Origin of the sequence: Paenibacillus polymyxa (assembly GCF_015710975.1) — a bacterium.
GTDB lineage: Bacteria > Bacillota > Bacilli > Paenibacillales > Paenibacillaceae > Paenibacillus > Paenibacillus polymyxa.
The window spans coordinates 3,732,427-3,756,132 of sequence record NZ_CP049783.1 but is presented as its reverse complement, the minus strand read 5'-3'; the positions used below and the strand labels follow the sequence as shown (position 1 = coordinate 3,756,132).

20 protein-coding genes, 2 pseudogenes and 1 other annotated feature are annotated in these 23,706 nt (G+C 46.6%); of the genes and pseudogenes, 4 read left to right on the top strand and 18 right to left on the bottom strand.

The genetic code is table 11. The annotated features are described in order from the left end of the window. Nucleotides 1-127 precede the first annotated feature (127 nt). On the top strand, nucleotides 128-463 hold the full coding sequence (locus G7035_RS16845) for a hypothetical protein (protein WP_230877791.1): 336 nt from the start codon (nucleotides 128-130) through the stop codon (nucleotides 461-463). A gap of 86 nt (nucleotides 464-549) precedes the next feature. Here the strand turns inward: G7035_RS16845 and G7035_RS16840 are convergent. The 6 genes and pseudogenes from G7035_RS16840 to gpr all read right to left on the bottom strand — a co-directional run bounded on the left by G7035_RS16840 (nucleotide 550) and on the right by gpr (nucleotide 7,699). Next, nucleotides 550-1,025: pseudogene (locus G7035_RS16840) on the bottom strand (N-acetyltransferase). 156 nt (nucleotides 1,026-1,181) lie between these two features. After that, complete coding sequence (gene hemW, locus G7035_RS16835) at nucleotides 1,182-2,369, bottom strand: radical SAM family heme chaperone HemW (protein ID WP_019688074.1); 1,188 nt, start codon at nucleotides 2,367-2,369, stop codon at nucleotides 1,182-1,184. A gap of 412 nt (nucleotides 2,370-2,781) precedes the next feature. Continuing rightward, complete coding sequence (lepA, locus tag G7035_RS16830) at nucleotides 2,782-4,596, bottom strand: translation elongation factor 4 (RefSeq protein ID WP_016821621.1); 1,815 nt, start codon at nucleotides 4,594-4,596, stop codon at nucleotides 2,782-2,784. A gap of 70 nt (nucleotides 4,597-4,666) precedes the next feature. After that, nucleotides 4,667-5,176 (bottom strand): hypothetical protein, encoded by a 510-nt coding sequence (locus tag G7035_RS16825; protein ID WP_016821622.1) that lies wholly within the window; start codon nucleotides 5,174-5,176, stop codon nucleotides 4,667-4,669. A gap of 28 nt (nucleotides 5,177-5,204) precedes the next feature. Next, nucleotides 5,205-6,464, bottom strand: coding sequence for a stage II sporulation protein P (locus G7035_RS16820; protein ID WP_019688075.1), 1,260 nt, complete (start codon nucleotides 6,462-6,464; stop codon nucleotides 5,205-5,207). 233 nt (nucleotides 6,465-6,697) lie between these two features. Next, nucleotides 6,698-7,699, bottom strand: a complete 1,002-nt coding sequence (gene gpr, locus G7035_RS16815) for a GPR endopeptidase (protein ID WP_019688076.1) — start codon at nucleotides 7,697-7,699, stop codon at nucleotides 6,698-6,700. A gap of 198 nt (nucleotides 7,700-7,897) precedes the next feature. On the opposite strand from gpr, the gene rpsT reads away from it, so the two are divergent. Continuing rightward, nucleotides 7,898-8,170 carry a 30S ribosomal protein S20 gene (gene rpsT / locus G7035_RS16810; protein WP_013372187.1) on the top strand — a complete coding sequence of 91 codons (273 nt, stop codon included), beginning with the start codon at nucleotides 7,898-7,900 and terminating at the stop codon, nucleotides 8,168-8,170. Between the two features lie 83 nt (nucleotides 8,171-8,253). Here the strand turns inward: rpsT and holA are convergent, their stop codons facing one another. The 6 genes from holA to G7035_RS16780 form a co-directional block, all read right to left on the bottom strand. Then, on the bottom strand, nucleotides 8,254-9,282 hold the full coding sequence (gene holA / locus G7035_RS16805) for a DNA polymerase III subunit delta (RefSeq protein WP_029515142.1): 1,029 nt from the start codon (nucleotides 9,280-9,282) through the stop codon (nucleotides 8,254-8,256). Between the two features lie 214 nt (nucleotides 9,283-9,496). Beyond that, entirely contained in the window at nucleotides 9,497-10,960 is a 1,464-nt protein-coding gene (locus tag G7035_RS16800) for a zf-HC2 domain-containing protein (RefSeq protein ID WP_019688078.1), read from the bottom strand. Beyond that, nucleotides 10,957-11,505, bottom strand: a complete 549-nt coding sequence (locus tag G7035_RS16795) for an RNA polymerase sigma factor (protein WP_013311184.1) — start codon at nucleotides 11,503-11,505, stop codon at nucleotides 10,957-10,959. Before G7035_RS16795 ends, G7035_RS16800 begins: the two co-directional genes overlap by 4 nt. 407 nt (nucleotides 11,506-11,912) lie before the next feature. Further along, entirely contained in the window at nucleotides 11,913-14,531 is a 2,619-nt protein-coding gene (locus G7035_RS16790) for a ComEC/Rec2 family competence protein (RefSeq protein ID WP_019688079.1), read from the bottom strand. Between the two features lie 202 nt (nucleotides 14,532-14,733). Continuing rightward, nucleotides 14,734-15,252: a deoxycytidylate deaminase gene (locus G7035_RS16785; protein WP_016821629.1), complete on the bottom strand. Its 519-nt coding sequence runs from the start codon at nucleotides 15,250-15,252 to the stop codon at nucleotides 14,734-14,736. An 85-nt stretch (nucleotides 15,253-15,337) separates the two neighbouring features. After that, a complete protein-coding gene (locus G7035_RS16780; RefSeq protein WP_016821630.1) occupies nucleotides 15,338-15,994 on the bottom strand; it encodes a ComEA family DNA-binding protein in 657 nt (218 codons plus the stop codon). 289 nt (nucleotides 15,995-16,283) lie between these two features. Between G7035_RS16780 and comER the strand changes: the two genes are divergently transcribed. Further along, a complete protein-coding gene (gene comER / locus G7035_RS16775) occupies nucleotides 16,284-17,129 on the top strand; it encodes a late competence protein ComER (protein ID WP_016821631.1) in 846 nt (281 codons plus the stop codon). On the opposite strand, the gene leuS is transcribed toward comER, so the two are convergent. After that, nucleotides 17,110-19,548, bottom strand: coding sequence for a leucine--tRNA ligase (leuS, locus tag G7035_RS16770; protein WP_019688080.1), 2,439 nt, complete (start codon nucleotides 19,546-19,548; stop codon nucleotides 17,110-17,112). The genes comER and leuS overlap by 20 nt on opposite strands. 61 nt (nucleotides 19,549-19,609) lie before the next feature. Then, nucleotides 19,610-19,868 (bottom strand) — a binding site (T-box leader). A gap of 179 nt (nucleotides 19,869-20,047) precedes the next feature. Here leuS and G7035_RS16765 point away from each other — a divergent pair. Then, complete coding sequence (locus G7035_RS16765; RefSeq protein ID WP_019688081.1) at nucleotides 20,048-20,437, top strand: tautomerase family protein; 390 nt, start codon at nucleotides 20,048-20,050, stop codon at nucleotides 20,435-20,437. 72 nt (nucleotides 20,438-20,509) lie between these two features. Here G7035_RS16765 and G7035_RS16760 read toward each other — a convergent pair whose 3' ends face one another. From G7035_RS16760 to nadD, 5 genes and pseudogenes are all read right to left on the bottom strand, one after another. Further along, the gene (locus G7035_RS16760; RefSeq protein WP_016821634.1) at nucleotides 20,510-21,283 is read right to left on the bottom strand and encodes a class I SAM-dependent DNA methyltransferase; all 774 of its coding nucleotides are present in this window, start codon (nucleotides 21,281-21,283) and stop codon (nucleotides 20,510-20,512) included. 2 nt (nucleotides 21,284-21,285) lie between these two features. Next, entirely contained in the window at nucleotides 21,286-22,194 is a 909-nt protein-coding gene (locus G7035_RS16755) for a CvfB family protein (RefSeq protein ID WP_016821635.1), read from the bottom strand. Next, entirely contained in the window at nucleotides 22,191-22,538 is a 348-nt protein-coding gene (rsfS, locus tag G7035_RS16750; RefSeq protein WP_017428187.1) for a ribosome silencing factor, read from the bottom strand. The genes G7035_RS16755 and rsfS overlap by 4 nt, the downstream gene beginning before the upstream one ends. Then, entirely contained in the window at nucleotides 22,535-23,131 is a 597-nt protein-coding gene (gene yqeK / locus G7035_RS16745) for a bis(5'-nucleosyl)-tetraphosphatase (symmetrical) YqeK (protein ID WP_016821637.1), read from the bottom strand. The genes rsfS and yqeK overlap by 4 nt, the downstream gene beginning before the upstream one ends. Beyond that, nucleotides 23,115-23,704, bottom strand: a pseudogene (nadD, locus tag G7035_RS16740) (nicotinate-nucleotide adenylyltransferase). Before nadD ends, yqeK begins: the two are co-directional and overlap by 17 nt. Between the last annotated feature and the right edge of the window lie 2 nt (nucleotides 23,705-23,706).

Sequence of the window (23,706 nt, the reverse complement as noted above, 5' to 3'; positions counted from 1 at the left end):
AAGAATACTTGCTTTGCCACTAGTTTTTATTCTGAACGCTGCCCTTATCATTTCGGTGATCCACTTAATTCGTAAATTAAGCCCCCTATGGTGTGCCTTAATTTTGGTCCCTACAATTCTGTTAAGCATGTGGAATACCATTTTATTTTACCCACAAGAATTCAGTCCAAGCATTCCCAAGCAAATCAAATATAGTGTGGCAGCTATACTGCATTATGATGATGTAACACCAGCCGACTGGGAAGGGTACACATATCATCCAAGCCGAACCGGAGAGTCTGAAAAATATGTTGTCGCCTTGTATAAATACAAGCGTCAGGTCCCGTTAGATGGCACTACATACTTTTATAATGATACGGATTACCATAAGGACCATCCCATAGGAAGCTTGAGTGATATACCTTCGGAACTGGAGCCTCATCATCAATTCATTTGGTGGTTACTCCAAACATTTGAGAAATAAACAGGGACACAATAATGTAAGCCGTAACACATACACACGGCTACGTCCTGATAAAAAAACACTGAACTGACCTCATTATTGACAGGTCAGTTCAGTACTTTCAACACTGCGATTTCATCACAATTGTTTTGCTTACTACAGTGAATGCAGTCGGTCCATACCTTCTCGGGGAAAATCTCTTTGCTAACTACATCAAAACCGTTTTTTATAAAAAAGGATACCTCGTAGGTCAGTGCCATAATTTTAGGAATACGTTGCCGCCGTGCTTCTATAATAAGGCCTTCCACAAGCTTGGAGCCTATCCCCATTCCTTTATGCCCCTCAGAGATGCCAAGGGAGCGAATCTCTACCAAATCAGCCCCCAATTTGCATAAAGAACCACAGCCAACGACTTGGCCGTCCACCTCTGCAACAATAAACAGCTCCAGTTGGCGCGTAAGCACTTCCCTTGAACGTGGCAGCATAATCCCCGCTCTGCATAGCCACTAATCATTTGATATAAAGGCTCCACATCCTCAGGAACCGCACTTCTGCACAATACATCTTTACACACTGAAGCCATCTTGCTCTCCTCCTGCCGCTTGCCGCATATAATGAATAAATATACAACATAACGCATAGAATCGCAATACTCCATTTACCCTGCTGTGGCAGAATGGTGTAATAAAATGATAGCCCAGCTTACGATGTCAAAATGTATTGTATTGAAACCTGCAACTTATGAATTTACCGTGATAGAACCGATGAACTCTGCAAATACGTCATTTCCGAATAAAATACCGCGTTCGCTCAAACGATACCCATCCTCGATTGATTCAATTAATCCCGCATTCAGCATTTTTCTGAGAGGAACTGTAAACGTGTCTTCCAATGTCTGACCAAATTGAGCCTCAAAGCGGGATTTAGACACACCTTCCAGCATTCTCAAACCGACCATGAGGAAATCCTCCATGGCTTCCGCCGTCGGCACCTCAAAACTGTCCAAACGCGGTAGGCCATTCCGAGTAGCCTCCACATAAGGGTTAATGCCCTTAATGTTCATATGACGCTCTCTGCCAACATAACCATGTGCCCCAGCGCCAAGACCATAATAATCCTCATTCCGCCAATAAGTCATATTGTGCTTACTACCCAAACCTGGTTTAGCGAAATTACTAATTTCATACTGTTCATAACCCGCTTCTTTCATGCGACGCATAAGGAGCAAATACATTTCCAGTTCGTCATCTTCATGTGGAAGTGGCAGCTGGTTTTTCTGGTATAACGTGTGGAAGAGCGTGTTCTCTTCAACCTTCAAACTGTAGATAGAGTAATGAGGAAGATCCAGCTCCAGCGCTCTACTGACGCTTTCATCCAGCATGTCGACCGTTTGGTTCGGCAAACCGAACATCAGGTCAATCGACAGATTGTCCAAGCCGGCCTTACGTGCGTTTTCCAAACTACGATAGACGTCATCTGTACTATGAATACGACCTATGCCTGTAAGCAGCTCATTCTGGAAAGCCTGCACACCAAAGCTGAGTCGATTGACACCGCCTTCTTTCATCACAGAAAGTTTTTCAAAATCAGTTGTGCCTGGATTGGCTTCCATAGAAAACTCAATATCTTCCGCCCAGTTTGGAAAATAGGTACGAACGCTCTTCAGGAAATATTCCATTTCCTTCGGATTGAGGGTTGTTGGTGTTCCGCCCCCGACAAAAATGGTTTTTATCTGTCCTGGCGGGTGAAGTTTGACCGTATGTTCCATCTCCCGTTCCAAGGCATACAGATATTCCATAACAGGCTGATCCTTGAGCACATAAGAGTTAAAGTCACAGTAAAAGCATTTATTCGTGCAAAAAGGTATATGCAGATAAACCGCTTGAGGCGCGGATGAATATTCATGTTTTTGTATGGATGCGGTCATACCGATCCTCCTTGTCGATTCAGGGTTTAGTGAGAAAATGAGCCGAGGTCGAGACCAACCGCTTCGTGTTCCATTTGATCTTCTGATCGCTGTTACTCCCCAATTTTCCATTATATAAGCACTCTTAGGGATAAAATTGGGGAGTAAAGGCGAACGCTACGCTTCTCCAGATTCAAATGGCCCACTCCGCTGCTGCCCACCACGAGTCGGCCCATTTTTGTGGTGTAGGTGTTGCAGTAAAAGAGACACTGCTTTAAGAAATACTCTAAAGTTTTAATGATACTATGCTTTGTTACGCTGATTGTAACTTGAACGAGCTCTCTGTCCTGAATAGCTTGCTCAAATAAAGAACGTCCATTCTCCATGCATGGCAAATGCCCCATGAAAGAATGGACGAATACTTCAAACTGCTTTACTCATCTATCTTCAGTACCGCCATAAATGCTTCCTGTGGTACTTCTACGTTACCGACCTGCTTCATACGCTTCTTGCCTTCTTTTTGCTTCTCAAGCAGTTTCCGTTTACGGGAAATATCGCCGCCATAACATTTGGCCAAGACGTTTTTACGCATAGCCTTAACGGTTTCACGCGCAACAACCTTTGTTCCTACAGATGCCTGGATTGGCACCTCGAACATTTGCCGCGGGATCAACTCGCGCAGCTTCTCACAAATGATACGTCCGCGGTGGTAAGCTCGATCTCTATGCACGATGAACGACAGCGCATCGACCTGCTCACCATTCAACAGAATATCCATCTTCACCAGATTTGATTGGCGATAGCCTGAAATCTCATAGTCAAAGGAAGCATAGCCTTTGGTGCTGGATTTTAGCTGATCAAAGAAATCATATACGATTTCAGACAAAGGAATCTGGTACGTAATTGTTACCCGTGTTGTATCTAGGTACTCCATGTTCACGTACTCACCACGCTTGTTCTGACAAAGCTCCATAACTGTACCTACATAATCATTTGGCACGATGATACCCGCTTTAACATATGGCTCTTGTACATGTTCAATACGCCCTACTTCTGGGTAGTTGGAAGGGTTATCGATTTCGATCGTTTCCCCATTAGTCAATTGTACACGGTAAATTACGCTTGGTGCCGTTGTAATCAACGGAATATTGAATTCACGTTCAATACGTTCCTGAATAACGTCCATATGCAGCAGACCAAGGAAACCGCAACGGAAACCGAAGCCCAGCGCACTGGATGTTTCCGGTTCAAAGCTGAGCGAAGCATCGTTCAGCTGCAGCTTTTCAAGCGCCTCACGCAGATCGTTGTATTCCGATGTTTCAATCGGATACAGACCGCAATACACCATCGGATTAATTTTCCGATAGCCTGGCATCGGTTCTGGTGTTGGATTTTTGGCATCCGTTACCGTATCCCCGACACGAGTGTCGCCCACATGCTTGATTCCGGCCACGATAAAACCAACATCACCGATATTTAGCTCATCCACGATCGTCATACGTGGCATGAAAGCTCCAACCTCGATAACCTCAAACGTTTTGTCAGTCGCCATCATTTTAATTTTCGAACCCGCACGGATACTGCCGTCCACAACACGTACATATACGATTACGCCTTTATAAGGATCATAATGCGAATCGAAAATAAGCGCCTTAAGCGGATTATCCGGATTTCCTTGCGGAGCAGGCACACTTCTGACCACCTGTTCCAATATTTCCTTGATACCGATTCCAGCTTTGGCTGAAGCATGTACAGTTTCACTCGTGTCCAAACCGATAACATCCTCGATTTCCTGCTTTACCCGTTCAGGATCAGCACTTGGCAAATCAATCTTGTTAAGCACTGGCAAAATCTCCAGATTGTTGTCGAGCGCCAAATAAACATTAGCCAATGTCTGCGCCTCAATCCCCTGCGCTGCGTCTACTACCAGCAAAGCACCTTCGCAGGCTGCCAAACTACGAGATACCTCATAGGTAAAATCGACGTGTCCCGGTGTATCAATCAAATTCAAAATGTACTCTTCGCCGTCATCGGCCTTATAGGTGAGTCGCACTGCCTGGAGCTTAATTGTAATCCCGCGCTCCCGCTCCAGTTCCATCTGGTCAAGCACTTGCTCCTGCATTTCGCGGGAAGTGAGTGCACCGGTGTACTCCAAGATCCGGTCAGCCAGCGTGGATTTACCATGGTCTATATGTGCAATGATACTAAAGTTCCGAATTTTACGTTGTCTTGCCAAAATGTCAGTCATGCCTTACCCCCACACAATGCCTAGTATCAATCAGCTTATTATAGCAGTTGTAAGGGGGGCAGCAATATTTCTATTCTGTTACCCCGTCAAATACAGATACAACCCAGCGAATACCTTGTCTTGACAGGTTTTGAAGCAGCCCAGCCGTTTTATCGGCCATGGTATCCACCGAAGCCTGCTGCGCCTTTACGGCTAGCAGCTCACGAGGCGTCTCTAGGCCCTGCCGAATATTGTCATTCTGAGCAGTCTTCGTATCCCATTCATGTGTCCAGCGTGCGGTCTGCTCCTCACTTCGTTCGTTTGTTTTTCCTTCATTCGTGTCCGTTTGTGGCTCGAACTCGACCTTTCCACTTGTATTATACGTACGATTATACGCTCGGGCATTAGCTGCCGGGGTATCTTCAATCACCGTCTGCTCATAATCAACTTTCTGTTGATTCACCGATGAAACTGGATTCTCGTCCCATTCCGGGCCATAGACTGAGCGCAGGCCAGAGCCTGCCAGCTGCATGCCAAGTAATACGCCTGCTCCGATCAGAAGCACAAATCCAAGCGCTTTTTTACGAAAATGTCCGGTCATTATATCCCCCCCCTAACTGCTACCTTATTTAATTACCGCTGTTGTTCTTTTTGGTGTCAGATACGTTAGTACCCGCCTTCTGTGCTTTCTGATCCTCCCAATACACTTCACTGATCATGTCCGCCAAAACGTCAGAAGTTCGTTTTAACTCCTCCTCGGTGTTGTCAATCCCTCCGATTTCGATCAAAATGCTATGAGAAGACAAGCTTTGATTGTATTCACCATTGTTTCCTTTGCCGCCATCTTTTCCCCATACACCGCGCGATACGCCGTGATATGATTTTTCCAGCTTTTCATGAATGCGAGCAGCAAAAGCTTCATTTTTGCGCCAATTTTTGTTGTCATGTCCGATAATAAAATACACTTTGGCATAAGAAAGTCCATTAATCGTGGCTGTTGTTTTTCCATGACGTTGGGAATCACGATGAATATCGAGCAGATAAGTTAAACCTTTATTTTGAGCCAAAGCCTCCTTGACTGTTGTGCGTGAATATTTATAGGAGTAGTTCCAATTGTAATTTTGAACTGTGGTGGCATAATCCTTGTTTACATGCAGTGTAGATATCCCTTGCTTTTCCAGTCTCTTCTTTACAAAGTCTCCTACCCTTGATACATTAGCTGACTTAGAGCCTGAATTGGGGTTGGAACTGGTTTTGCTCAGTAATGGGTTATATGCTTCTCTGGGATGAGAATGGTAGATTAATATACGCTTCTCGCCTTTGGCGGAATCACCTGGATCATCCTCACGTGCAGGGTCTGTTTCCGGTGTTGTCGGAATATCCGGCGTAGTAGACGGCGGGTTCTCAGCTGCGTTTGAGCTCCCAGGGGTATCTGTCGTTCCCTGATCAGGCTGATAATCCGTAGGACCCTCTACCTTGATGTTCCCCGAACCCTTACGCAGCAAGACAGGCGCTCCAGCAGCCATGCCAGGAATTTCACGAGAAATGAGACTTTTGGGATCTTGCGGATTAATACCTGTAAGCATCTGAAAAACAAATGGCGACCATTGTTCACCCGACAACGAAGAATGCTGTTTCTTTTGTGCCAAATGAGGTACCTCCATACCTAGCATATCCGCGAAAAAACCGCTGGACACCGAGCCTGCCAATCCTTTCATCGAAGAAACAGGAGAAGTTTGCAAACGATTTTCTGCCAGCCCTCCTAGTCCCAAAACGACAAATAAAAGCGCCGAGCCCATGATGAGCAGCACAAGCGTATGTCCCATTGCCAAAATTTCGATACCTTTTCTTCTCCATCTTCCGACGTTCCAGGTCTGAATTTTTTTCATGTGAGCCTTGTCCTCCTTCGTCCCGTCGAAACCCGCTTATTGCATTTCAGAACACAGGGTTCCTATCTGTTTCGGAAATCTCTTATACTTCAACTCTATGAACGGAGAACAATTACTAGAACACAAAAATCTCTATCTACAGGACAAGCCCATCCCTTTTTGAAAGAGATAGGCTACCTGTTAAATAGAGATTTTCTGCCGTGTCTTAGAAAGATGGTTTTGCTAGCCTTTCATTAATGCGTATAAGCGGCGACATTGTCGGGATCAACAGCTTCATGTAGAGCTGCGTTCAAACCGGTCGCAATGATATTCGCGATATCTTCAATAAATTCATCGATCTCTTTTGGAGTCACAATCAAATCATGCCCCAGCGGTTGAAGTACCTCTCTCACCAGCCCGAGTCTCTCAGGTTCTGAAATATCATCCAACATTCCCAGAATTACTTTGGTAGAAGCCTTTTCTTTGGTAAAATGCGTTTTCATCAGTTCGATTACATTATTGACGATGGTCGAAGCATAGCATACCGTTGGAACGCCGATAGCAATACACGGAACTCCCATAATATCCTTGGTGATACCGCGGCGCTTGTTGCCAATACCTGAACCCGGATGTATTCCGATATCCGCCACCTGAATGGTCGTATTGACACGCTCCAGTGAACGTGACGCCAAAGCATCAATAGCAATAATAAGCTCTGGTTTTGTGCGGTCCACAATGCCTTGAACGATCTCACTGGATTCGATTCCCGTGATACCAAGAACACCCGGCGCAATCGCACTCACATCCCGATATCCAGGGTTGATCTGATCAGGTGTCAGTTCAAAATATTGACGGGTGACCATTAAATTTTCAACGACAAGCGGACCCAGCGAATCAGGAGTCACGTTCCAATTCCCCAGCCCTACCACCAGCACCCTTGCCACCTTAGAGATCCCTATTTTTTGTATAAAATGCTCCATTTCTTTTGCAAAGGCAATGGCTACCCGTTGTTGGAGTCCAGTGTCGCCTTCACGCAAGCCAGGTACTTCGAGCGTAACGTAATGCCCTTGTACCCGCCCAATACGGTTGGCTCCTTCCTCATTTAATACATCCAGCCGCGTAATTTTAATCCCGTTATCTTCCTCCACATTCTCATTTATACCCGCCAGCGGTACAGGCTGATTCCGTTCTGCCAGCTCTCTTGCCTCTAATGCCAAATCCGTGCGTACCGCATACTTCTGCAAATCCAGATCCATCTGTTAAACCTCCTTGTATACCATCTCTGGCTATAGTGTGCGAGACACCCAACAGGTTTATGCACATCCATTTTCATCCTGTAATTTGCATCGTCTTAGAATGTTTTCTTATTGCAATTTGAGGTGTGGCATGCTAAAATATTTTAAGTTGTGAAACGTTTGTGTTCATAAGTAATGCCTTTACAGGAGGTGAATGTAATGCCAAACATCAAATCCGCTATCAAACGCGTTAAAACTAGCGACAAACGCCGTGCGTTGAACGCTTCCCAAAAATCCGCGCTTCGTACAGCAGTTAAAGCTGCCGATACAGCGTTGGTAGGTAACGAAGCTGAAGCTGCTGCTGCTGCTTTCAAAGTGGCTTCCCAAAAGCTGGACAAGGCTGTAACTAAAGGTCTGATCCACAAAAATGCAGCTGCTCGCAAGAAATCCCGCTTGGCGAAAAAACTTAACGCTCTTACAGCTCAAGCGTAAGCAAGAGCTACTTTTATACGTTAATGAAAAAATCCTGACCAGCCTTGGCTGATCAGGATTTTTTAGTTTATAACTTTATGAGATTAGATTGAAGCGCCTGCCCCCATTTTCATTAAAAACAGTTCCAGTCCCAGCACCTTGTCAACGACACCTGTCTTCATATGATAGTCCAGTTCGCCCAGTTCATAGAGAAGCTGGCGCAGCTGCTCAGAACGGAAGCGTCGTGCTTGATCTCCTGCAACTTTCACCCCATAAGGATGCAAGCTGAGCTGACTCGCAATTTGTTGCTGAGAATAGCTTTGACCTGCCAGCTCTTTGACCTGCAACATAATACGAAACTGCCGTGTGATCAAAGCTGCTATCTTGATGGGTTCTTCTTTTTGCTTAAGCAATTCATAAAAAATACTGAGCGCCTTATCCAGCCGCAAATTAGCCAGATCCTCAACCATCGCAAATACGTTCTGCTCTGTATTACGAGGCACAAGGGATTCAATGTCAGCGGATGAGATCGTTCCCTGCGCTCCTGCGTACAAGCACAGCTTATCTATCTCGGCTGCCAAGGATTGAAGCCCGACACCCGTGTATTGAATGAGTCTCTCAGCCGCTCCTGCTGCCAACTGCACTTCTCTTTCTGCTGCACGCTTATGGACCCAAGCCACAAGATCATCTCCACCCATAGGGGCGAAAGCAATAACTGAGGCATCACTTTTCAGTTTCTTGACGATCTTTTTCCGTTCATCCAACTTTTCAGCCTGAACCGTAAAAACGATGACGCTATAGTCAGTCGGGTTATCCATGTAAGTCAACAGCGTCTCAAGACGGTGCTCTATTTTGCCGTTATCTTTGCCTGCAAATACACTGGTATCCCGTACAATAATTAGCTTCTTTGGCACCAGAAAAGGCGCTGTTTCTGCGTCCTCTACAACCACCTCAATTGGCGTCTCGGTTAAATCATAAGAACTAATGGCGAAGTCACGATGCTCCTCCTCCACCACCTTCTCTTTTAGCATCTCAACAAACTGCTTCATTTGATATTTTTCATTGCCATATAACAGATACACTGGCGAAATATCACCTTTACGAATAGCCTTAGAGGCTGTTTTTACATCCATTTTCCGTTCCCCCCACCCACTGATCGTACCTGACATCTGACCGGAAGGCAAGTCATGACACAAACAAAGGGACCCCACCTTTAGGCAGAATCCCTTCACCACCATCTATATCAACACGGCAGCAGAAAGCTCTAGAAACTTTCGGCCGTCGGGATACGACGTCGGTTCATATAGTTTATTCTCTGTTTCTAAAAAGTGTGCCAACTTACGAAAACTATTTTCCAGTGCCACGCGGAACGGTGTACGTATATTTACTTGCAGTCCCATCCTGCTCTGTCTCATACATAAAGGTCTGGCTGTCATCTGACCAGCTTCCTTTGACCCAAGCACCCTTCAGGGTACGGACTTCCAGTGTTGTTCGGTCTACACCGTTATCGGAAAGCTTATACACTTTCAGCTTTTTGCCCTCAATAGCCACCGCATAGCTACCATCAGGCGAGTTGAACTGATCTGTAGAGGCCGACTGGGCACCATAGGTGGAAGCATTATTACTGTCCGGAGAGACCAGCGAATTAGATACAAAGCCTTCTCTACGAACCGGGTCTTGTGACACCGATGATTGCTGATCATTAGAATCGGCATTGCTGCTATCCGCCCCTAAAGAGTTCCCCTCATCCTTGGTGGCACTTTTGGATGTCGCATCTTTCGAAGTTTCATTTGAAGCAATTCGACTCTGTACCTTTAATTCTTGACTAAGCGACGAAGATGCATCATTTGTACTTGTATCATCGCTATTATCCTCCTGAGCGGTACTCGTACCCGCTAAAGGTGCCTTTTCCATTTTCGGATCCAGCTGTTCATCAGGAGCAATCGTGGGTTGATCAGTTTTTTTCTGTTTTAGCTGTTTGTCATCGGATGTAGGAGCATCTGCAGGCGAGTCATCCTTTGTCGCCTGACGATCGATGTTCGGCTGTCCCTGCTTTTCATCCTGATGGGATGAATGCTTAGTCGGTGCAGACTTTGTTGAAGGTTCCTCGCCAGCTTGCTGATCATCCACCTTCCCAGTATCCTGTTTGGAAGGATTCTTTTCGCTATCTGAACTGTCTGTTCCCTGGTTGCCCAGGTCAGGTTCCTTATCTGCAGGTGTCAGTGAGGAATCAGCACCTTGTCCCTGTTCAGATGGCTGCTTGGTCGATTCCGCTCCAATGGCTGCATCACGTCCTCCACTCCCATTGGTCGTACCTGGAATTTCCGTCTGAGTCTGCTGGCTTGTCACCTCGGGTGACTGGGATGTAAGTATACCTTCCGCATCCTGCACCGTTTTAGGCTCGAAGTTGAATACTACAATCCCCAGTACAACGGCAGCAGCAGCCACGCCCATGGCAGCACGCCCTCCCACCCGGTTCCACCAAGGTACAGGCTGAGTACGTTGTCTAGGCCCTGCTCCAGACTCTGGATCAGCAGCCACAGGCTGCATTTCCTGAAGCGCGCTTCCCTGCTCTTCACGTGCGCGGTCAATGGCATCAAGCTGAGGCATGATGGAATCCACCAGGCTGAACGCCGGGGAAACCGCAGGCAATTCCTCCAGCTCGCGAGAGAGTGTCTGAAGAATATGGAATTTTTCCGCACAGTCCGGGCAAGTCGCAATATGGTTCATTAATTGGGACGTCTCTTCTTCGCCCAGTTCATGATCCACATAACGCTGCATCCAATCCATCACCTCTTCTCCACACTTCATCCTGATACACCACCTTTCTGATATTCCTGAAGTAGCCCTTGCAATTGCTGTCTTGCACGATACAAGTATGACTTGACCGTATTTAGCGGCAAATCCAGAGAATCGGCAATCTCGTTATAAGAGAAATCCTGCAAATATCTCAGGACAATTACCGTCCGGTGGTGTTCTGGGAGCTGTTGTATAGCCTCACGAACATCCTGTGCCATGTAAGAGGTTAACACCTCAACCTCCACGTTTTGGGGGTCGTTAAATATCATGTCATGCTCGTCAATGGAAACCGAAGGCTTTGTTCTTCTGAATTTGTCGATGCATATGTTCGTTACAATGCGCTGGACCCAGGTTTTAAACTGTGCTTTTTCCTCATAAGAATTAATTTTGGAATATATTCGTATGAGGGCTTCTTGTGAAGCATCCATGGCGTCCTGCTCATTATTTAGAATGTAATATGCCGTACGGTACACATGCTGTTCTATCTCTCTTAATAGGGTAATGAGAGCGTCGCGATCGCCCGATTGAGCGGCTCGGATGAGTCCCTGCTCTACCACAAAGGATCCCCCTCTCCCTGCAATATTACAGACGTATCCCTTTTGCAAATTGTTGCAGGATAGACGCCTGACGCTAATTTTATTTTTTTAATAAAAAAAATTATAACAAAATGCCCAGAATCCCCATTGTATCCTCCCTTAGAATAACAGAAAAAGGGAAGGTAGTCACCTTCCCTCAGCCCCTACATACATCTAAATACTAGACCTATTAAACTGCATGAAACATTTTGTCACTTCTTAGAAATCAGAAAATCAGATATGAGTTGTAATCGATAAGATAGAGCAATCGGATCTTGAAAATAAAAATCGTCGATTAAGAATTGATATACCTTATCTGATTTAACGACAGGCAGGTTCTTGGCTGTTACAAGCCTGCTTTTTTGTAGTTGAAGATGATTTTAACAAAATCATTTTGAATTCGTCTGTTCACGTCTGCGTTGATACCGAACACTCAGCTTCCCTTGCTGCGCACGAATCTGTACCTCTCCCATTGTATCTGTTCGATATATGGCAGAATCAACCTCCGCCAAACGTTCCAATACTGCTTGATTCGGATGGCCATAAGTGTTGCTTGCACCAACTGAAATGACGGATACTTTAGGCTGCCAGTAGGACAACCACTCTTCCGAAGTAGAGTACTTACTTCCGTGATGTGCCACTTTCATAACGTCTACAGCTTTCCTTGCAGCTCCTGTCGCCCCCTGAGCTTTCACACTGGATGGAGAATGGGTTAATTCAGAAAGTAACAGCGACTCTGCGGCATCATCCATATCTCCTGTGAATAAAAATGAGGCCCCCTCCATCTCTAAAATCATGGCAACGGAATAATGATTCTGTTCCTTCATAACAGGCAACTGCTCAGATTCGTTCTCCTCCAGCTTAAACGGATAGAGAAAGCGAATTTTCGTATCCCGGTCTGGTTCCCACTCCATGCTATGATGTGCACCGTACAGCTTGATCTGCTTGTCCAAAGCCGTGTTTAACAACTTTCGAAATGGAGCTTTGTCTGTTAGGGTACCGTTAAAAAACAAGGTGGTTACGGGAATCTGGTCAAATATAGCCTGTAGTCCTCCGGCATGATCATGGTCTCCATGCGTTAAGATGACAGCGTCCAGCCGATGCACCCCACGTTGCTTTAGCAAAGGGACAATCGTATCCGCGCCAACCTCGTAGGGATCTGTACGCTTGCGCCAAGCATTTTTCCCTGTTGCAAAGTCCATCGTACCCCCGCCATCTACCAAAATATGTTTCCCTCCCGGCGTTGTAATTAAAATGCTATCACCTTGGCCCACATCCAGATATTGAACAACTCCCGTGTTTCTTTCACTAGGAGATTGGTACCCTATACATAGTATGCCAAGCCAGGCAATACCACTTAAAGCCAGTGCCACATGACGATATCCATCCCACTGTCGATGCGCAAATTTCCCTGCACCCTTCGGTTCATGATCCGTTTGCAAAATAGCCGCCCACTCGGCAGAAGCCGCTAGTCCTGTATGCACAGGTGAAGCTATGGGATTAGATTTCACATCGGAAATGTCGCCTGTTTGCCTTCGAGATATCAACCATGTTTTGAGCCAGTACAGAACGCTGTACAAAGCTGCGTAATATGCCAGAACCCACAGAATAGAAGAAGACGGCCAAATACTCACATAAGCATCATCCACATTCATCCATTTCACAAGCGAAAAGGTTAGATCGTTTAATTGCTCCGCTGGCCACGCAAGGATGCGAGCCCCCTCCCCCCATAAAAAGGCCATTCCCATTGCCACCGTACCTAGTGGAAGCACGATATATGTAATTAGGGGGACAAGTAAAAAATTAGCCGCAAATGATAATATCGAAAATTGATTAAAGTAGAACACCGTCATTGGAAACGAAACAAGCTGTGCCGTAATTGTGATCGCAACTTCACCACCGATCAGGAGGGGCCATTTGGCGAAAAACGGCTTCATAAGCGGCATATATATGAGCAACCCACCTGTCACCAAAAAGGAAAGCTGAAAGCTGACGCTAAGCAGGTAGTATGGATTCCATAGCAGCATAAGCAACGCAGATATACTTAAAATATTAAGTCCGTCTTTGAGCAACCCTCGCCGAGCTGCAAACAAGCCGATCATCGCCATAATCCCTGCTCTTACAACAGAGGGAGAAGCACCTGTCAGCAGCACATAAGCCGGAATCAGTACCATCACAATCGTAAGGGAGGTTTCACGGCTAACTCGTAACAGCTTGAGTAAATATAATAATGTGGCCGCATATACCGCCACATGCATACCTGATATCGCCAAAATATGCGTTAAACCAAGCTGCGTAAATTCATTATACGTTGCTGGGTCCAGCTCATCTGTAACCCCAAGTATCAGACCTTTCATATATCCTGCGTGAAGAAGTGATGTAAAAGCAGATTCCATTTTCTGACCTAACTGCTCTCTAAGCTGATCATTCCATCTCAATAATGTGTAGCGGTTCCACAGTGAAGCCTTCTGCCTCTGTAACGAGGCGGCTCCAGCCCCCTTGATAAGCCAGTGAATTTCCTGCGTGTGCAGGTACTCACTGTAATCAAAGCTACCAAAGTTCCCCGCTTTTGCTGGTGCCTTTAAGCTGCCACGCAGCAGGATTGCATCCCCACGCTGCCATGCTGCCGCAAGTTGCTGTTCCTGCTTCGCAGCCAACTTGATATGAACAATGGCCTGTTCAGAAATAGACCCCCGATGTTCATCCTTATTGGAATGACTGGCAAAGTGATGAATTGAAGTAACTCTCATCTCAAACTGCGCGCGATCACCATCAATCTCAACTTCTGAAGCAATAAACCCTGCTGCTTGAACAGGCATGTCTTCTATGACAGAAGAAGATACATGAAGTGCACCAGGAATACTGCTCACGTTATGCGTATCATGCCAAAACCAATGAAATCCACCACCACTCAATGCAATCCATAGCAATACCATATGTCGGATAGGAATTTTCATCAATAAAGCTATAAGCGGGAAAACCAGAGTAATTCCCGCCCACAGCACCAAAAGTATACGTCCCGAATACAGACACGCTCCCGCACTTCCTATAATCCAACAAACAGTGAGGCTTAATATAGGCCTAGCAAACACAAGTTGGGCTTGAATACAATCACCTTCCCATTAGCAAACATTGCTTTCTGTCAACACACAAAACAAAAAAAGAACCCCTGACAAAATAACATTGTCAGAGGTTCTTCCTCGTTATTATTTAATCCTTAACATCCATCAGCGTTTCCTGCGGTGGATGATAAGTCTCCAGCATGCGAAAGGCGATTCCCTTTTCCTCCATCATAGCTCGAACCTTGTCGGCATCTTTTGGATAAGGTCGGTGATATACAATCTCCACAATGCCGCTGTTCGCCAGCATATTGGCACACGTCCAGCACGGCTGGTCGGTGACATATACTGAGGAGCCTTCACGGTCAATCCGGTCAGTAAACAGCAGCAGGTTCTGCTCCGCATGAATAGTGCGAATACAACGCTGCTTCTTAACCATTTCCTCCCGTCCATCACGGTGAACGACCTCATATTCCTCCGAGATCATACAGCCTGCCTCAGAACAGTCAGGCACCCCGGATGGTGCTCCATTATAGGCCGTCCCCAATAGCTTCTTACCTTGCACAAGTACGGCTCCAACATGACGCCGCGAGCAGCGCGAACGGGTGGATACCATATAAGCGATATCCATGAAATAGGTGTCCCAGTCCTTGCGTACATCTGCACTCATTTCCATCTCTCCCGTATAAACAAGTTAAACGTAAAACATATCCGTTACAGCCACTCTCAAAGCCTACACCGTAAACTTAAATAAGTTATAAGCTAACATACGGCTTCATTTTCGCTAACATTTTAGCTCCGATTCCCTTTACATGATCCAAATCGTTCACACGTTTGAACAGCCCGTGCTGATTACGATAGTTCAAAATAGCCTCGGCCTTTTTAGCCCCAACTCCCGGCAGCTCCATTAACTCGGCAGCAGTCGCTGTGTTAATGTTCACCTTTTTTTCACCGGAAACGGATGGAGTAGCCGAATCATTCACCGTATTTGTCCTACTCGTCGTTGCAGCATTCGAACTGGCAACAGCTGTGTCTGATCTCGAATCCGCAACATCTGACTGCTTTACGGTACTTGAATTCCCCGCCATGGAGTGTTCAGAGTTTTCACTTAAATCAGCAGATATACCCGTAGAACTCTGCTTAGTATTATGCTTCACATTGTCAACAGCTTCGTCATTCGCACTGCGTTCAGCTTGGTCTGAAGCCTCTTTTACAGCATGCTTTCCTTCGGCATACTCACTGCTGCGCTGTGACTCAATTGGCTGCGACTCTATCGCCAAAGCCTGCTCCACCTTATGGTTAAGCAAACTCCACTCTTCTTGTGGCTCAGTTCGCTGCCCTCCAGCAAACAAAATAAGTCCACTCCCGATTACAGCAAGCGTTATTGCCGTTCCTGTCCATACGCGTTTCATTTTTCGTATCGTCCCCTACTCCACATGGATTTCGAGAATTTTGAGCCAACTGAAAACACCGTCTCAATTAAACAGAGCAAGTCTGTTCAATTCCCGTCAAACCGGAGGTTGTAAACACCTCCATACGGTATCGCTGTGAGTATTTATACACAAGGGTGGTACGACCCCAGGCACGATCTAATGTGCTCAGACATAAAATTCGTCATGTCGGCCAAGACCAAGTGCATACACTAAGAAGAATGACAGCACAGCGTCTATACCGCAAAGTATGAAAGGAGGACGTTGAACAATGAAAGTTGGATTTATCGGGACTGGCAGCATGGGAAGTCTGCTAATCGAATCTTTTATTCATTCGGACGCACTCAAACCGCAGCAAATATTAGCAAGCAACCGAACGTATTCCAAGGTAACCGAGCTAGCCCGTCGTTATCCAGGTTTGCATGCAGCCCAAAGCAACCGTGAGACGGCAGCGGAAAGCGATATCCTATTTATCTGCGTGAAGCCGCTGGAATCAAAAACCGTAACGGATGAAATACGCAATGTCATTACAGAAGAGCAGATCGTCGTTTCTATCACAAGTCCAGTACAGATCCGTATTTTGGAGCATGCACTGAAAGCCAAGGTGTCCAAAATTATTCCGAGTATCACTCACCAGATTGGAAGCGGAGCCTCACTGTGCATCCATGGAAACCGGATTACAGAGGAGGATCGCTCCCTTCTGGAAGAGCTTATGTCCCACATCAGCAGGCCAATTCGGGTTAAAGAGTCTCACACACGGATCACATCGGATTTTTCGAGCTGCGGCCCTGCTTTCTTGGCCTTTTTTATGGACCAGTGGATTCAAGCCGCAGTTCAAGCTACGGGTATAGACCGTACAGAACTATGCGCATTGGCCGGTGAAATGATCATCGGCACTGGAAAGCTGCTCACGGAAGGCGGGATGACACCAGCCGAGTTACAAGCAAGAGTAGCGGTTCCCGGAGGTATAACCGCTGAAGCTCTTGCGTTGTTAGACATCAGCCTGCATAGTGTCTTCCCTGAGCTAATACGGGTCACGCACAACAAGTATGAAGAGGACATGCAAAAGATAGATGCCTCCTTCGGCTTAAAGCCGATTAACCGGCAACAATATTAACCAGCTTACCCGGAACAGCAATTACCTTGCGAACCGTTTTACCAGCCAGTGCTTCCTGAACGCTGTCCAGCGACAATGCAAAAGTTTCCATCGCTTTGGCATCAAGATCTTTGGCAATCGTTGCACGCTGTACGATTTTACCATTCATCTGAATGACAATTTCCACTTCAGCGTCTACCGTCCATGCTTCATCATAGGCAGGCCAAGCCGCGTAGGTAATGCTCTCGTTGTGTCCCAGTAGCTGCCACAGTTCCTCGGCTAGATGCGGTGCAAGCGGCGACAGCATTTGCACGAAGTTTTCCATCGCTGCACGCGGCAGAAGGTCTGCTTTGTATGCATCATTGGTGAAGATCATCAGCTGGCTGATCGCTGTATTGAAACGCAATGCATCCAGATCCTCGGTTACCTTTTTCAGCGTTTTATGCCAGGTCCGTTTGAACTCGTCGCTACCGCCGTCATTTTTAATTTTTTCGTTCAGGCTACCATCCTCGGAAACAAACAGGCGCCATACGCGGGACAGAAAACGATGCGCTCCCTCTACCCCATTCTCATTCCATGGCTTGGTCGCTTCCAGCGGCCCCATAAACATCTCATAAATACGCAGCGTATCGGCGCCAAACGTATTAACAATATCATCTGGATTGATGACATTACCGCGTGATTTACTCATTTTTTCATTATTGTTGCCTAGAATCATACCCTGGTTGACCAGCTTATAGAAAGGCTCTTTCGTTTCCACTACGCCGATATCATACAGCACCTTGTGCCAGAAACGGGCATACAGCAAGTGAAGAACCGCATGTTCCGCTCCGCCAATATACAGGTCAACAGGCATCCATTCGCGCTGTTTCTCTTTGGACACAAGCTCTTTATCATTTTTTGGATCAATAAAGCGCAGGTAGTACCAGCAGCTTCCTGCCCATTGCGGCATCGTATTTGTCTCGCGACGTGCTTTCATACCTGTTTCAGGATCAACGGTTTCTACCCAATCTGTCGCATTCGCCAGTGGGGATTCACCTGTACCTGAAGGCTTGATATTGTCCATCTCTGGCAATACGAGCGGCAGTTGATCCTCAGGAACTGTTTTAATCGTTCCATCTTCTAGATGAATTACTGGAATCGGCTCGCCCCAATAGCGTTGGCGGCTGAACAGCCAGTCACGCAGACGATAGGTTACTTTGCCCTGCCCCTTACCCTCAGCTTCGAGCCATTCAATCATTTTCGGAATAGCTTCCTCATTGGTCAGTCCATTCAGCAGGCCTGAATTGACATGCGGACCATCCTCGGTGTATGGCTCTTTGTCCACGTCTCCACCTTGAACGACCTCAGTGATTTTCAATCCGAACTTCTTGGCAAATTCCCAGTCACGTGCATCATGGCCCGGTACTGCCATAATTGCACCTGTTCCGTAGCCTGCCAGTACATAGTCCGCAATCCAGATTGGCAGCTTTTCGCCGTTCACCGGATTTACTGCATAAGCTCCTGTGAATACGCCTGTTTTATCTTTGGCCAGATCCGTACGCTCCAGGTCACTTTTCCGAGCAGCTTGTTCACGATACTGTTGTACAGCGTCCTTTTGCTCAGGTGTAGTGATCATATCCACCAATTCCTGCTCTGGGGCCAGCACACAGTAGCTTGCACCGAACAATGTATCTGGACGGGTTGTAAATACTGTGAGTTGTTCGTCATAGCCTTCAATTGGAAAATGAACCTCTGCCCCGGTAGACTTACCAATCCAGTTCCGCTGCATATCCTTAATGCTTTCGGACCAGTCCAGTTCCTCCAGATCGTCAAGCAAACGATCGGCGTATTCCGTAATTTTCAGCATCCATTGACGCATGGGTTTGCGGATAACCGGATGGCCGCCACGCTCACTCTTACCATCAATTACTTCTTCATTCGCCAGTACCGTTCCCAGTGCTGGGCACCAGTTCACGGGCACTTCAGCTACATAAGCGAGGCCACGCTTGTACAGCTGGATGAAAATCCACTGTGTCCATTTGTAATAATCAGGATCAGTTGTGCTGATTTCACGATCCCAGTCATATGAAAAGCCAAGTGATTTGATTTGACGGCGGAAGTTATTTACGTTCTTCACCGTAATTTCGCGTGGGTGCTCGCCTGTATCCAGCGCATGCTGTTCGGCAGGCAGACCAAAGGCGTCCCAACCCATCGGATGCAGTACGTTGTAGCCACGCATTCTTTTATAACGTGAAACAATATCTGTAGCTGTATATCCCTCCGGGTGGCCTACATGCAGACCAGCTCCAGACGGATACGGAAACATATCCAAAGCATAAAACTTCGGTTTACCCGGTTCTTCCCCAGTGCGGAACGTTTTGTTCTCATCCCAATATTTCTGCCATTTTGGTTCAATACTTTGCGGTTGATAGCCGTGCTTCGGCTGTGTGTCTGTCATTGTCTTTTCCTCCTCAAACGGTATGCAACAAAAAAACCTCTGCATCCCGTAGCGTGTCAGCGCTAGGGACGAGAGGTTATATTCCCGTGGTACCACCCTAGTTAGCAGAAAGCGTTCTTCGCATTCTACTCCCTTTGCACCTGATAACGGAGGTGATCCGATGCGTATTAATAACAGGACACTGACACCTATATAGGTGCTTTCCTGCGTTGGACGCATATCTCCGAGGCGAGTTCGCTTTGCACTGTCAACCGGCTTGCACCACCCGCCGGCTCTCTACATGTCCAGACAAAACTACTATTCCTCATCAGCGATTATTTAACCGTTAATAATGGCACTATTATATTGAAAACCGCGAAAAAAGTCAAATAAGGACTACATTTGATACGAAGCGCCATCTTCATACTAGTTGTCCATGACACATGAATACGAATGTTTTATAATAACTCCAAGTTGCAATGGTTCAAGTTGAGATGAGATAAGAAAGGTGAGTGGAGACATGGCACAGATTAAAATTTTCGGGACAAAAGAAAAGCTAAATCCGATCAAAAAGCAACTTTCAGAGGTGATTCACTCTGCCGTGGTGGATGCGTTCAATTATCCTCCAGAAAAGAGGTTTCATCGTTTTTTTCCTATGAATCATGAAGATTTTATATATGCAGATGGTCGCTCCGACGCATACACCATTATTGAAATCAGTATCTTCGAAGGCAGAACGACAGAAGCTAAGAAGCAACTCATCAACCTGTTATTTCAAAGAATTAACGATCTTTTGGGTATTTCTCCACAGGATCTTGAAATTACTATATTTGAAACCCCGAAACAGAATTGGGGCATTCGGGGTGTACCGGGTGATGAACTTCAGCTGAACTATAAAGTGAATATATGAGAGCAAAAAGACGCCCTTCATGACTTCATGAAAAGCGTCTTTCTTTTTCTATATTAGCTCAATGAATCCTAGCTATTTTACAGCGACATAAAAAAGTCTCGCCGCGTCATCTGCTGCTTCTACCCATTCAAAATCTGCATATACCTTCACATCACGAAAACCCGCTTTGGACAATTCTGCCTTCATCCAGTCTGGATCATAAGCACGCTGTACATGAATTTCCTCAAAACGCTGGTACAGATCGCGTCCTTCATGTTCTGCTTTCGCAAAGATACTGAGATGATGCTCAATTTCACAACGGGGAGTGTCCAATGCGCATGTCCAGATATACGAAATAGAGCGTTCATCCAGTACGAATGGTTGTTCTTCATCATAACGCAAAAATGTCTGGGGATGATGTACATCAAACAGAAAGGTTCCACCAGGCTTCAGACCAGCATACGTTCTGCGAAAAGTAGAAATGATATCTTCTTCCTCAAGTAAATAATTCAGGCAATCGCAAAAAGAAATGACAGAATCCACGGGCTCCGGTAAAATCCATTCTCGCATATCCTGCTGTATCCAGCGAACGCTCCCCTCACGAAACAATCGCTGCCCTTGAGGAGTAGTTTCCATTTTGCGACGGGCTACTGCCAGCATGTCAGAGGACAAATCGATGCCAGCCACCTCGAAGCCTGAGTTAACCAGTGGAATCGTAATTGAGCCCGTTCCGCAGCCCAGCTCGGCCACTGTATGTGGCATACCGTATCGATCCCAAGCCTGCCGTGCAAAGCGCAACCAGTCCGGGTACGGCATGTCCTGCATTAGCTCATCATACACATAGGCAAACTTGCGGTAAGAAGCCATCTTTATTCCCCATTCCCGTCCTTCGGTTTAGGCATCTTCTCCACCAGGTAGGTCCAGTTTTCTTTTTGTGTAACCAGCCCTTCCTTCATCAGCTTGCCCATCGCACGCTTGAAGGCGGATTTACTGATACCAAACCGTTGCTTGATAATATCCGGCGGCGTTGCGTCAGAATATGGCATACCGCCACCCGGACGTTCCTTCAGAAATGCAATCAACCGATCCGCATCCTCATCACGGCCTACTTCCTTGCGTGGCGACATCGCCAGATTGACCCGACCGTCTTCACGAACAAGCGTGACCCGTACCTTAACCTCCTCGCCCAAGCGAAGCATGCGGTTACGTTCCGACGAATGAATCATTCCTATTGCACCAAAACCAAGCACACCCCCGTCCACCAGGACGAATGTTCCCATCTGAAGCGGCTTGTACACCGTCGCCTGCACCCATGTATTAAGCCACGAACTAGGAGCATGGAAACACAATGGAGCCAGTTCCTGCTCCCCTGCCAGCTTAGCTCGCAGTCTGCCTTGTTTGTCATGCTCCATAATGGCATACACGTAGTCACCCACCCGAGGATGCAGATCACGGTTTTCTGGCAACTCACGAATCGGCAGCAAAAGTTGGCGCCCCAATCCCATCTCCAGGAAGCATCCCAACCGCGGATGCACATCGGCCACCTCAAGCTTGGCCATTTCCCCCAGAGACAAGAACGGCTTTTTCATAGTTGCAGCCAAACGGTCCTCTGTATCATGGAAGATAAATACCTCCAGCCGTTCACCCACCTCGATTTCACGAGTCAGCTCGGTATAATGCAGCAGAACATCCTGCTCACCGACGGTAAGAAAGTAGCCGAAAGGAGATACCTCACGATCCACCATAATGGTGACATAAGTACCAGCGATCAAACTCATACCTTCTCCACAACCTTAGCATCCGACCAAAGCCGTTCAATGTTATAATATTCGCGTTCGTCGCGATGGAAGACATGCACTACAACATCTCCCAAATCCATTAGAACCCAGCGAGCAGAATCCATTCCTTCGATTCCTTTGATGGTTACACCTTCATCATGAGCGCGTTTGCGAATTTCTGTTACAATCGCCTGTACTTGTGTATCCGAATTACCGTGACAGATTACAAAATAATCCGCAACTAGCGATACTCCACGCAAATCCAGTGCGACAATATTCATTGCCTTTTTATCATTAGCGGCCTCAACCGCCGTTTGCATTAATTTCTCATTCGTTAGGGTCATTCATGAACCTCCGTTTTTTTCTGTTTTAGCTGTCGAATCAAGTCATTGCGCGACAAAACCGTCAGCGGAAAAATAACCTTTTGCTTTTCCAGCAACAATGAAATCGTAGAATCAAAGCCAGCGATAAGGCCCTGCTCCAAACTTTTCTTTGCCTGTTTACGGATATGTTCAACCCCGGGAAAATCCCGCCCCGGTTCGATGTAATCAGCCAGACACACGACTTTATCCAGCAGGCTCATACCTACGCGGCCTGACGTATGCCAGCGGATCGCATTCCTTATTTCCGGATCATCCACTCCGTAATCTCTTGCCGCAACGCAGTACCCTACCTCTGAATGCCAGAGCTGCTTGTCATGCTCCAATAGCGCCTGATCACATTCGGGATAGTTACGAATCACTTCCTCCATCTGCTGAACAGGCCAATATTTCGCTACATCATGCAAAATAGCCGCCAGTTCTGCCTTATCCGGGTCTGCTCCATAACGCTTCGCAAGCTCAACAGAGGTATGCATAACACCCAGCGTGTGCTTCCAGCGTTTTTCAGGCATCTGGCCAGATACGACTTCCATTAGCTGCTCACGGCTGTACTTCATACAAACCGCCCCTTGTAATATAGTCATGAACACGATCAGGCACAAGATAACGAATAGTGCGGCCTTCTGCCACACGCTCTCGTATATCCGTCGAAGAAATGTCCACCACTGGCATATCCGCCAGCAGTACCTTGTCCTGCAAATAATATGGCAACTCATCCAGCGCAAGCTGGAAGCCCGGTCGCCGCACCCCAATAAAACAAATCCGCTGCGCCAATTCCTCAATCCCCTGCCAATGAGGCAAGTAGTTCACCATATCTGCACCAATAATAAAATAAAAATCTACAGCAGGATGCAGCTCCTGAAGTTTCTTGATCGTGTCAATGGTATAGGATACCCCCCGCGAAGCACTTCAATATCCAGCACTTCAAAAGCAGGATGACCCGCCACCGCTTCACTCGTCATCTCCAGACGCTCCTTGCCGCTTGCCCCCGCTTGATGCTTGTGCGGAGGAATATGAGAAGGCATAAACCATACTTGATCCAGCCCATAGGCATCTCTTGCCGCTTCTCCAGCCAGCAGATGTCCAATATGAATGGGATCAAATGTACCACCCATAATACCGATTTTCATAA

What these genes read in the sequence shown, in the direction of transcription:
- G7035_RS16765 (WP_019688081.1), top strand. Translation starts at nt 20,048, where the DNA reads ATGGCACAGATTAAAATTTTCGGGACAAAAGAAAAGCTAAATCCGATC.
- rsfS (WP_017428187.1), bottom strand. Translation starts at nt 22,538, where the DNA reads ATGACCCTAACGAATGAGAAATTAATGCAAACGGCGGTTGAGGCCGCT.
- G7035_RS16825 (WP_016821622.1), bottom strand. Translation starts at nt 5,176, where the DNA reads ATGACCGGACATTTTCGTAAAAAAGCGCTTGGATTTGTGCTTCTGATC.
- lepA (WP_016821621.1), bottom strand. Translation starts at nt 4,596, where the DNA reads ATGACTGACATTTTGGCAAGACAACGTAAAATTCGGAACTTTAGTATC.
- G7035_RS16755 (WP_016821635.1), bottom strand. Translation starts at nt 22,194, where the DNA reads ATGAGTTTGATCGCTGGTACTTATGTCACCATTATGGTGGATCGTGAG.
- holA (WP_029515142.1), bottom strand. Translation starts at nt 9,282, where the DNA reads ATGGATGTAAAAACAGCCTCTAAGGCTATTCGTAAAGGTGATATTTCG.
- rpsT (WP_013372187.1), top strand. Translation starts at nt 7,898, where the DNA reads ATGCCAAACATCAAATCCGCTATCAAACGCGTTAAAACTAGCGACAAA.
- comER (WP_016821631.1), top strand. Translation starts at nt 16,284, where the DNA reads ATGAAAGTTGGATTTATCGGGACTGGCAGCATGGGAAGTCTGCTAATC.
- G7035_RS16760 (WP_016821634.1), bottom strand. Translation starts at nt 21,283, where the DNA reads ATGGCTTCTTACCGCAAGTTTGCCTATGTGTATGATGAGCTAATGCAG.
- G7035_RS16800 (WP_019688078.1), bottom strand. Translation starts at nt 10,960, where the DNA reads ATGAAGTGTGGAGAAGAGGTGATGGATTGGATGCAGCGTTATGTGGAT.
- leuS (WP_019688080.1), bottom strand. Translation starts at nt 19,548, where the DNA reads ATGACAGACACACAGCCGAAGCACGGCTATCAACCGCAAAGTATTGAA.
- gpr (WP_019688076.1), bottom strand. Translation starts at nt 7,699, where the DNA reads ATGGATCTGGATTTGCAGAAGTATGCGGTACGCACGGATTTGGCATTA.
- G7035_RS16785 (WP_016821629.1), bottom strand. Translation starts at nt 15,252, where the DNA reads ATGAGTGCAGATGTACGCAAGGACTGGGACACCTATTTCATGGATATC.
- G7035_RS16820 (WP_019688075.1), bottom strand. Translation starts at nt 6,464, where the DNA reads ATGAAAAAAATTCAGACCTGGAACGTCGGAAGATGGAGAAGAAAAGGT.
- hemW (WP_019688074.1), bottom strand. Translation starts at nt 2,369, where the DNA reads ATGACCGCATCCATACAAAAACATGAATATTCATCCGCGCCTCAAGCG.
- G7035_RS16845 (WP_230877791.1), top strand. Translation starts at nt 128, where the DNA reads ATGTGGAATACCATTTTATTTTACCCACAAGAATTCAGTCCAAGCATT.
- yqeK (WP_016821637.1), bottom strand. Translation starts at nt 23,131, where the DNA reads ATGAAGTACAGCCGTGAGCAGCTAATGGAAGTCGTATCTGGCCAGATG.
- G7035_RS16780 (WP_016821630.1), bottom strand. Translation starts at nt 15,994, where the DNA reads ATGAAACGCGTATGGACAGGAACGGCAATAACGCTTGCTGTAATCGGG.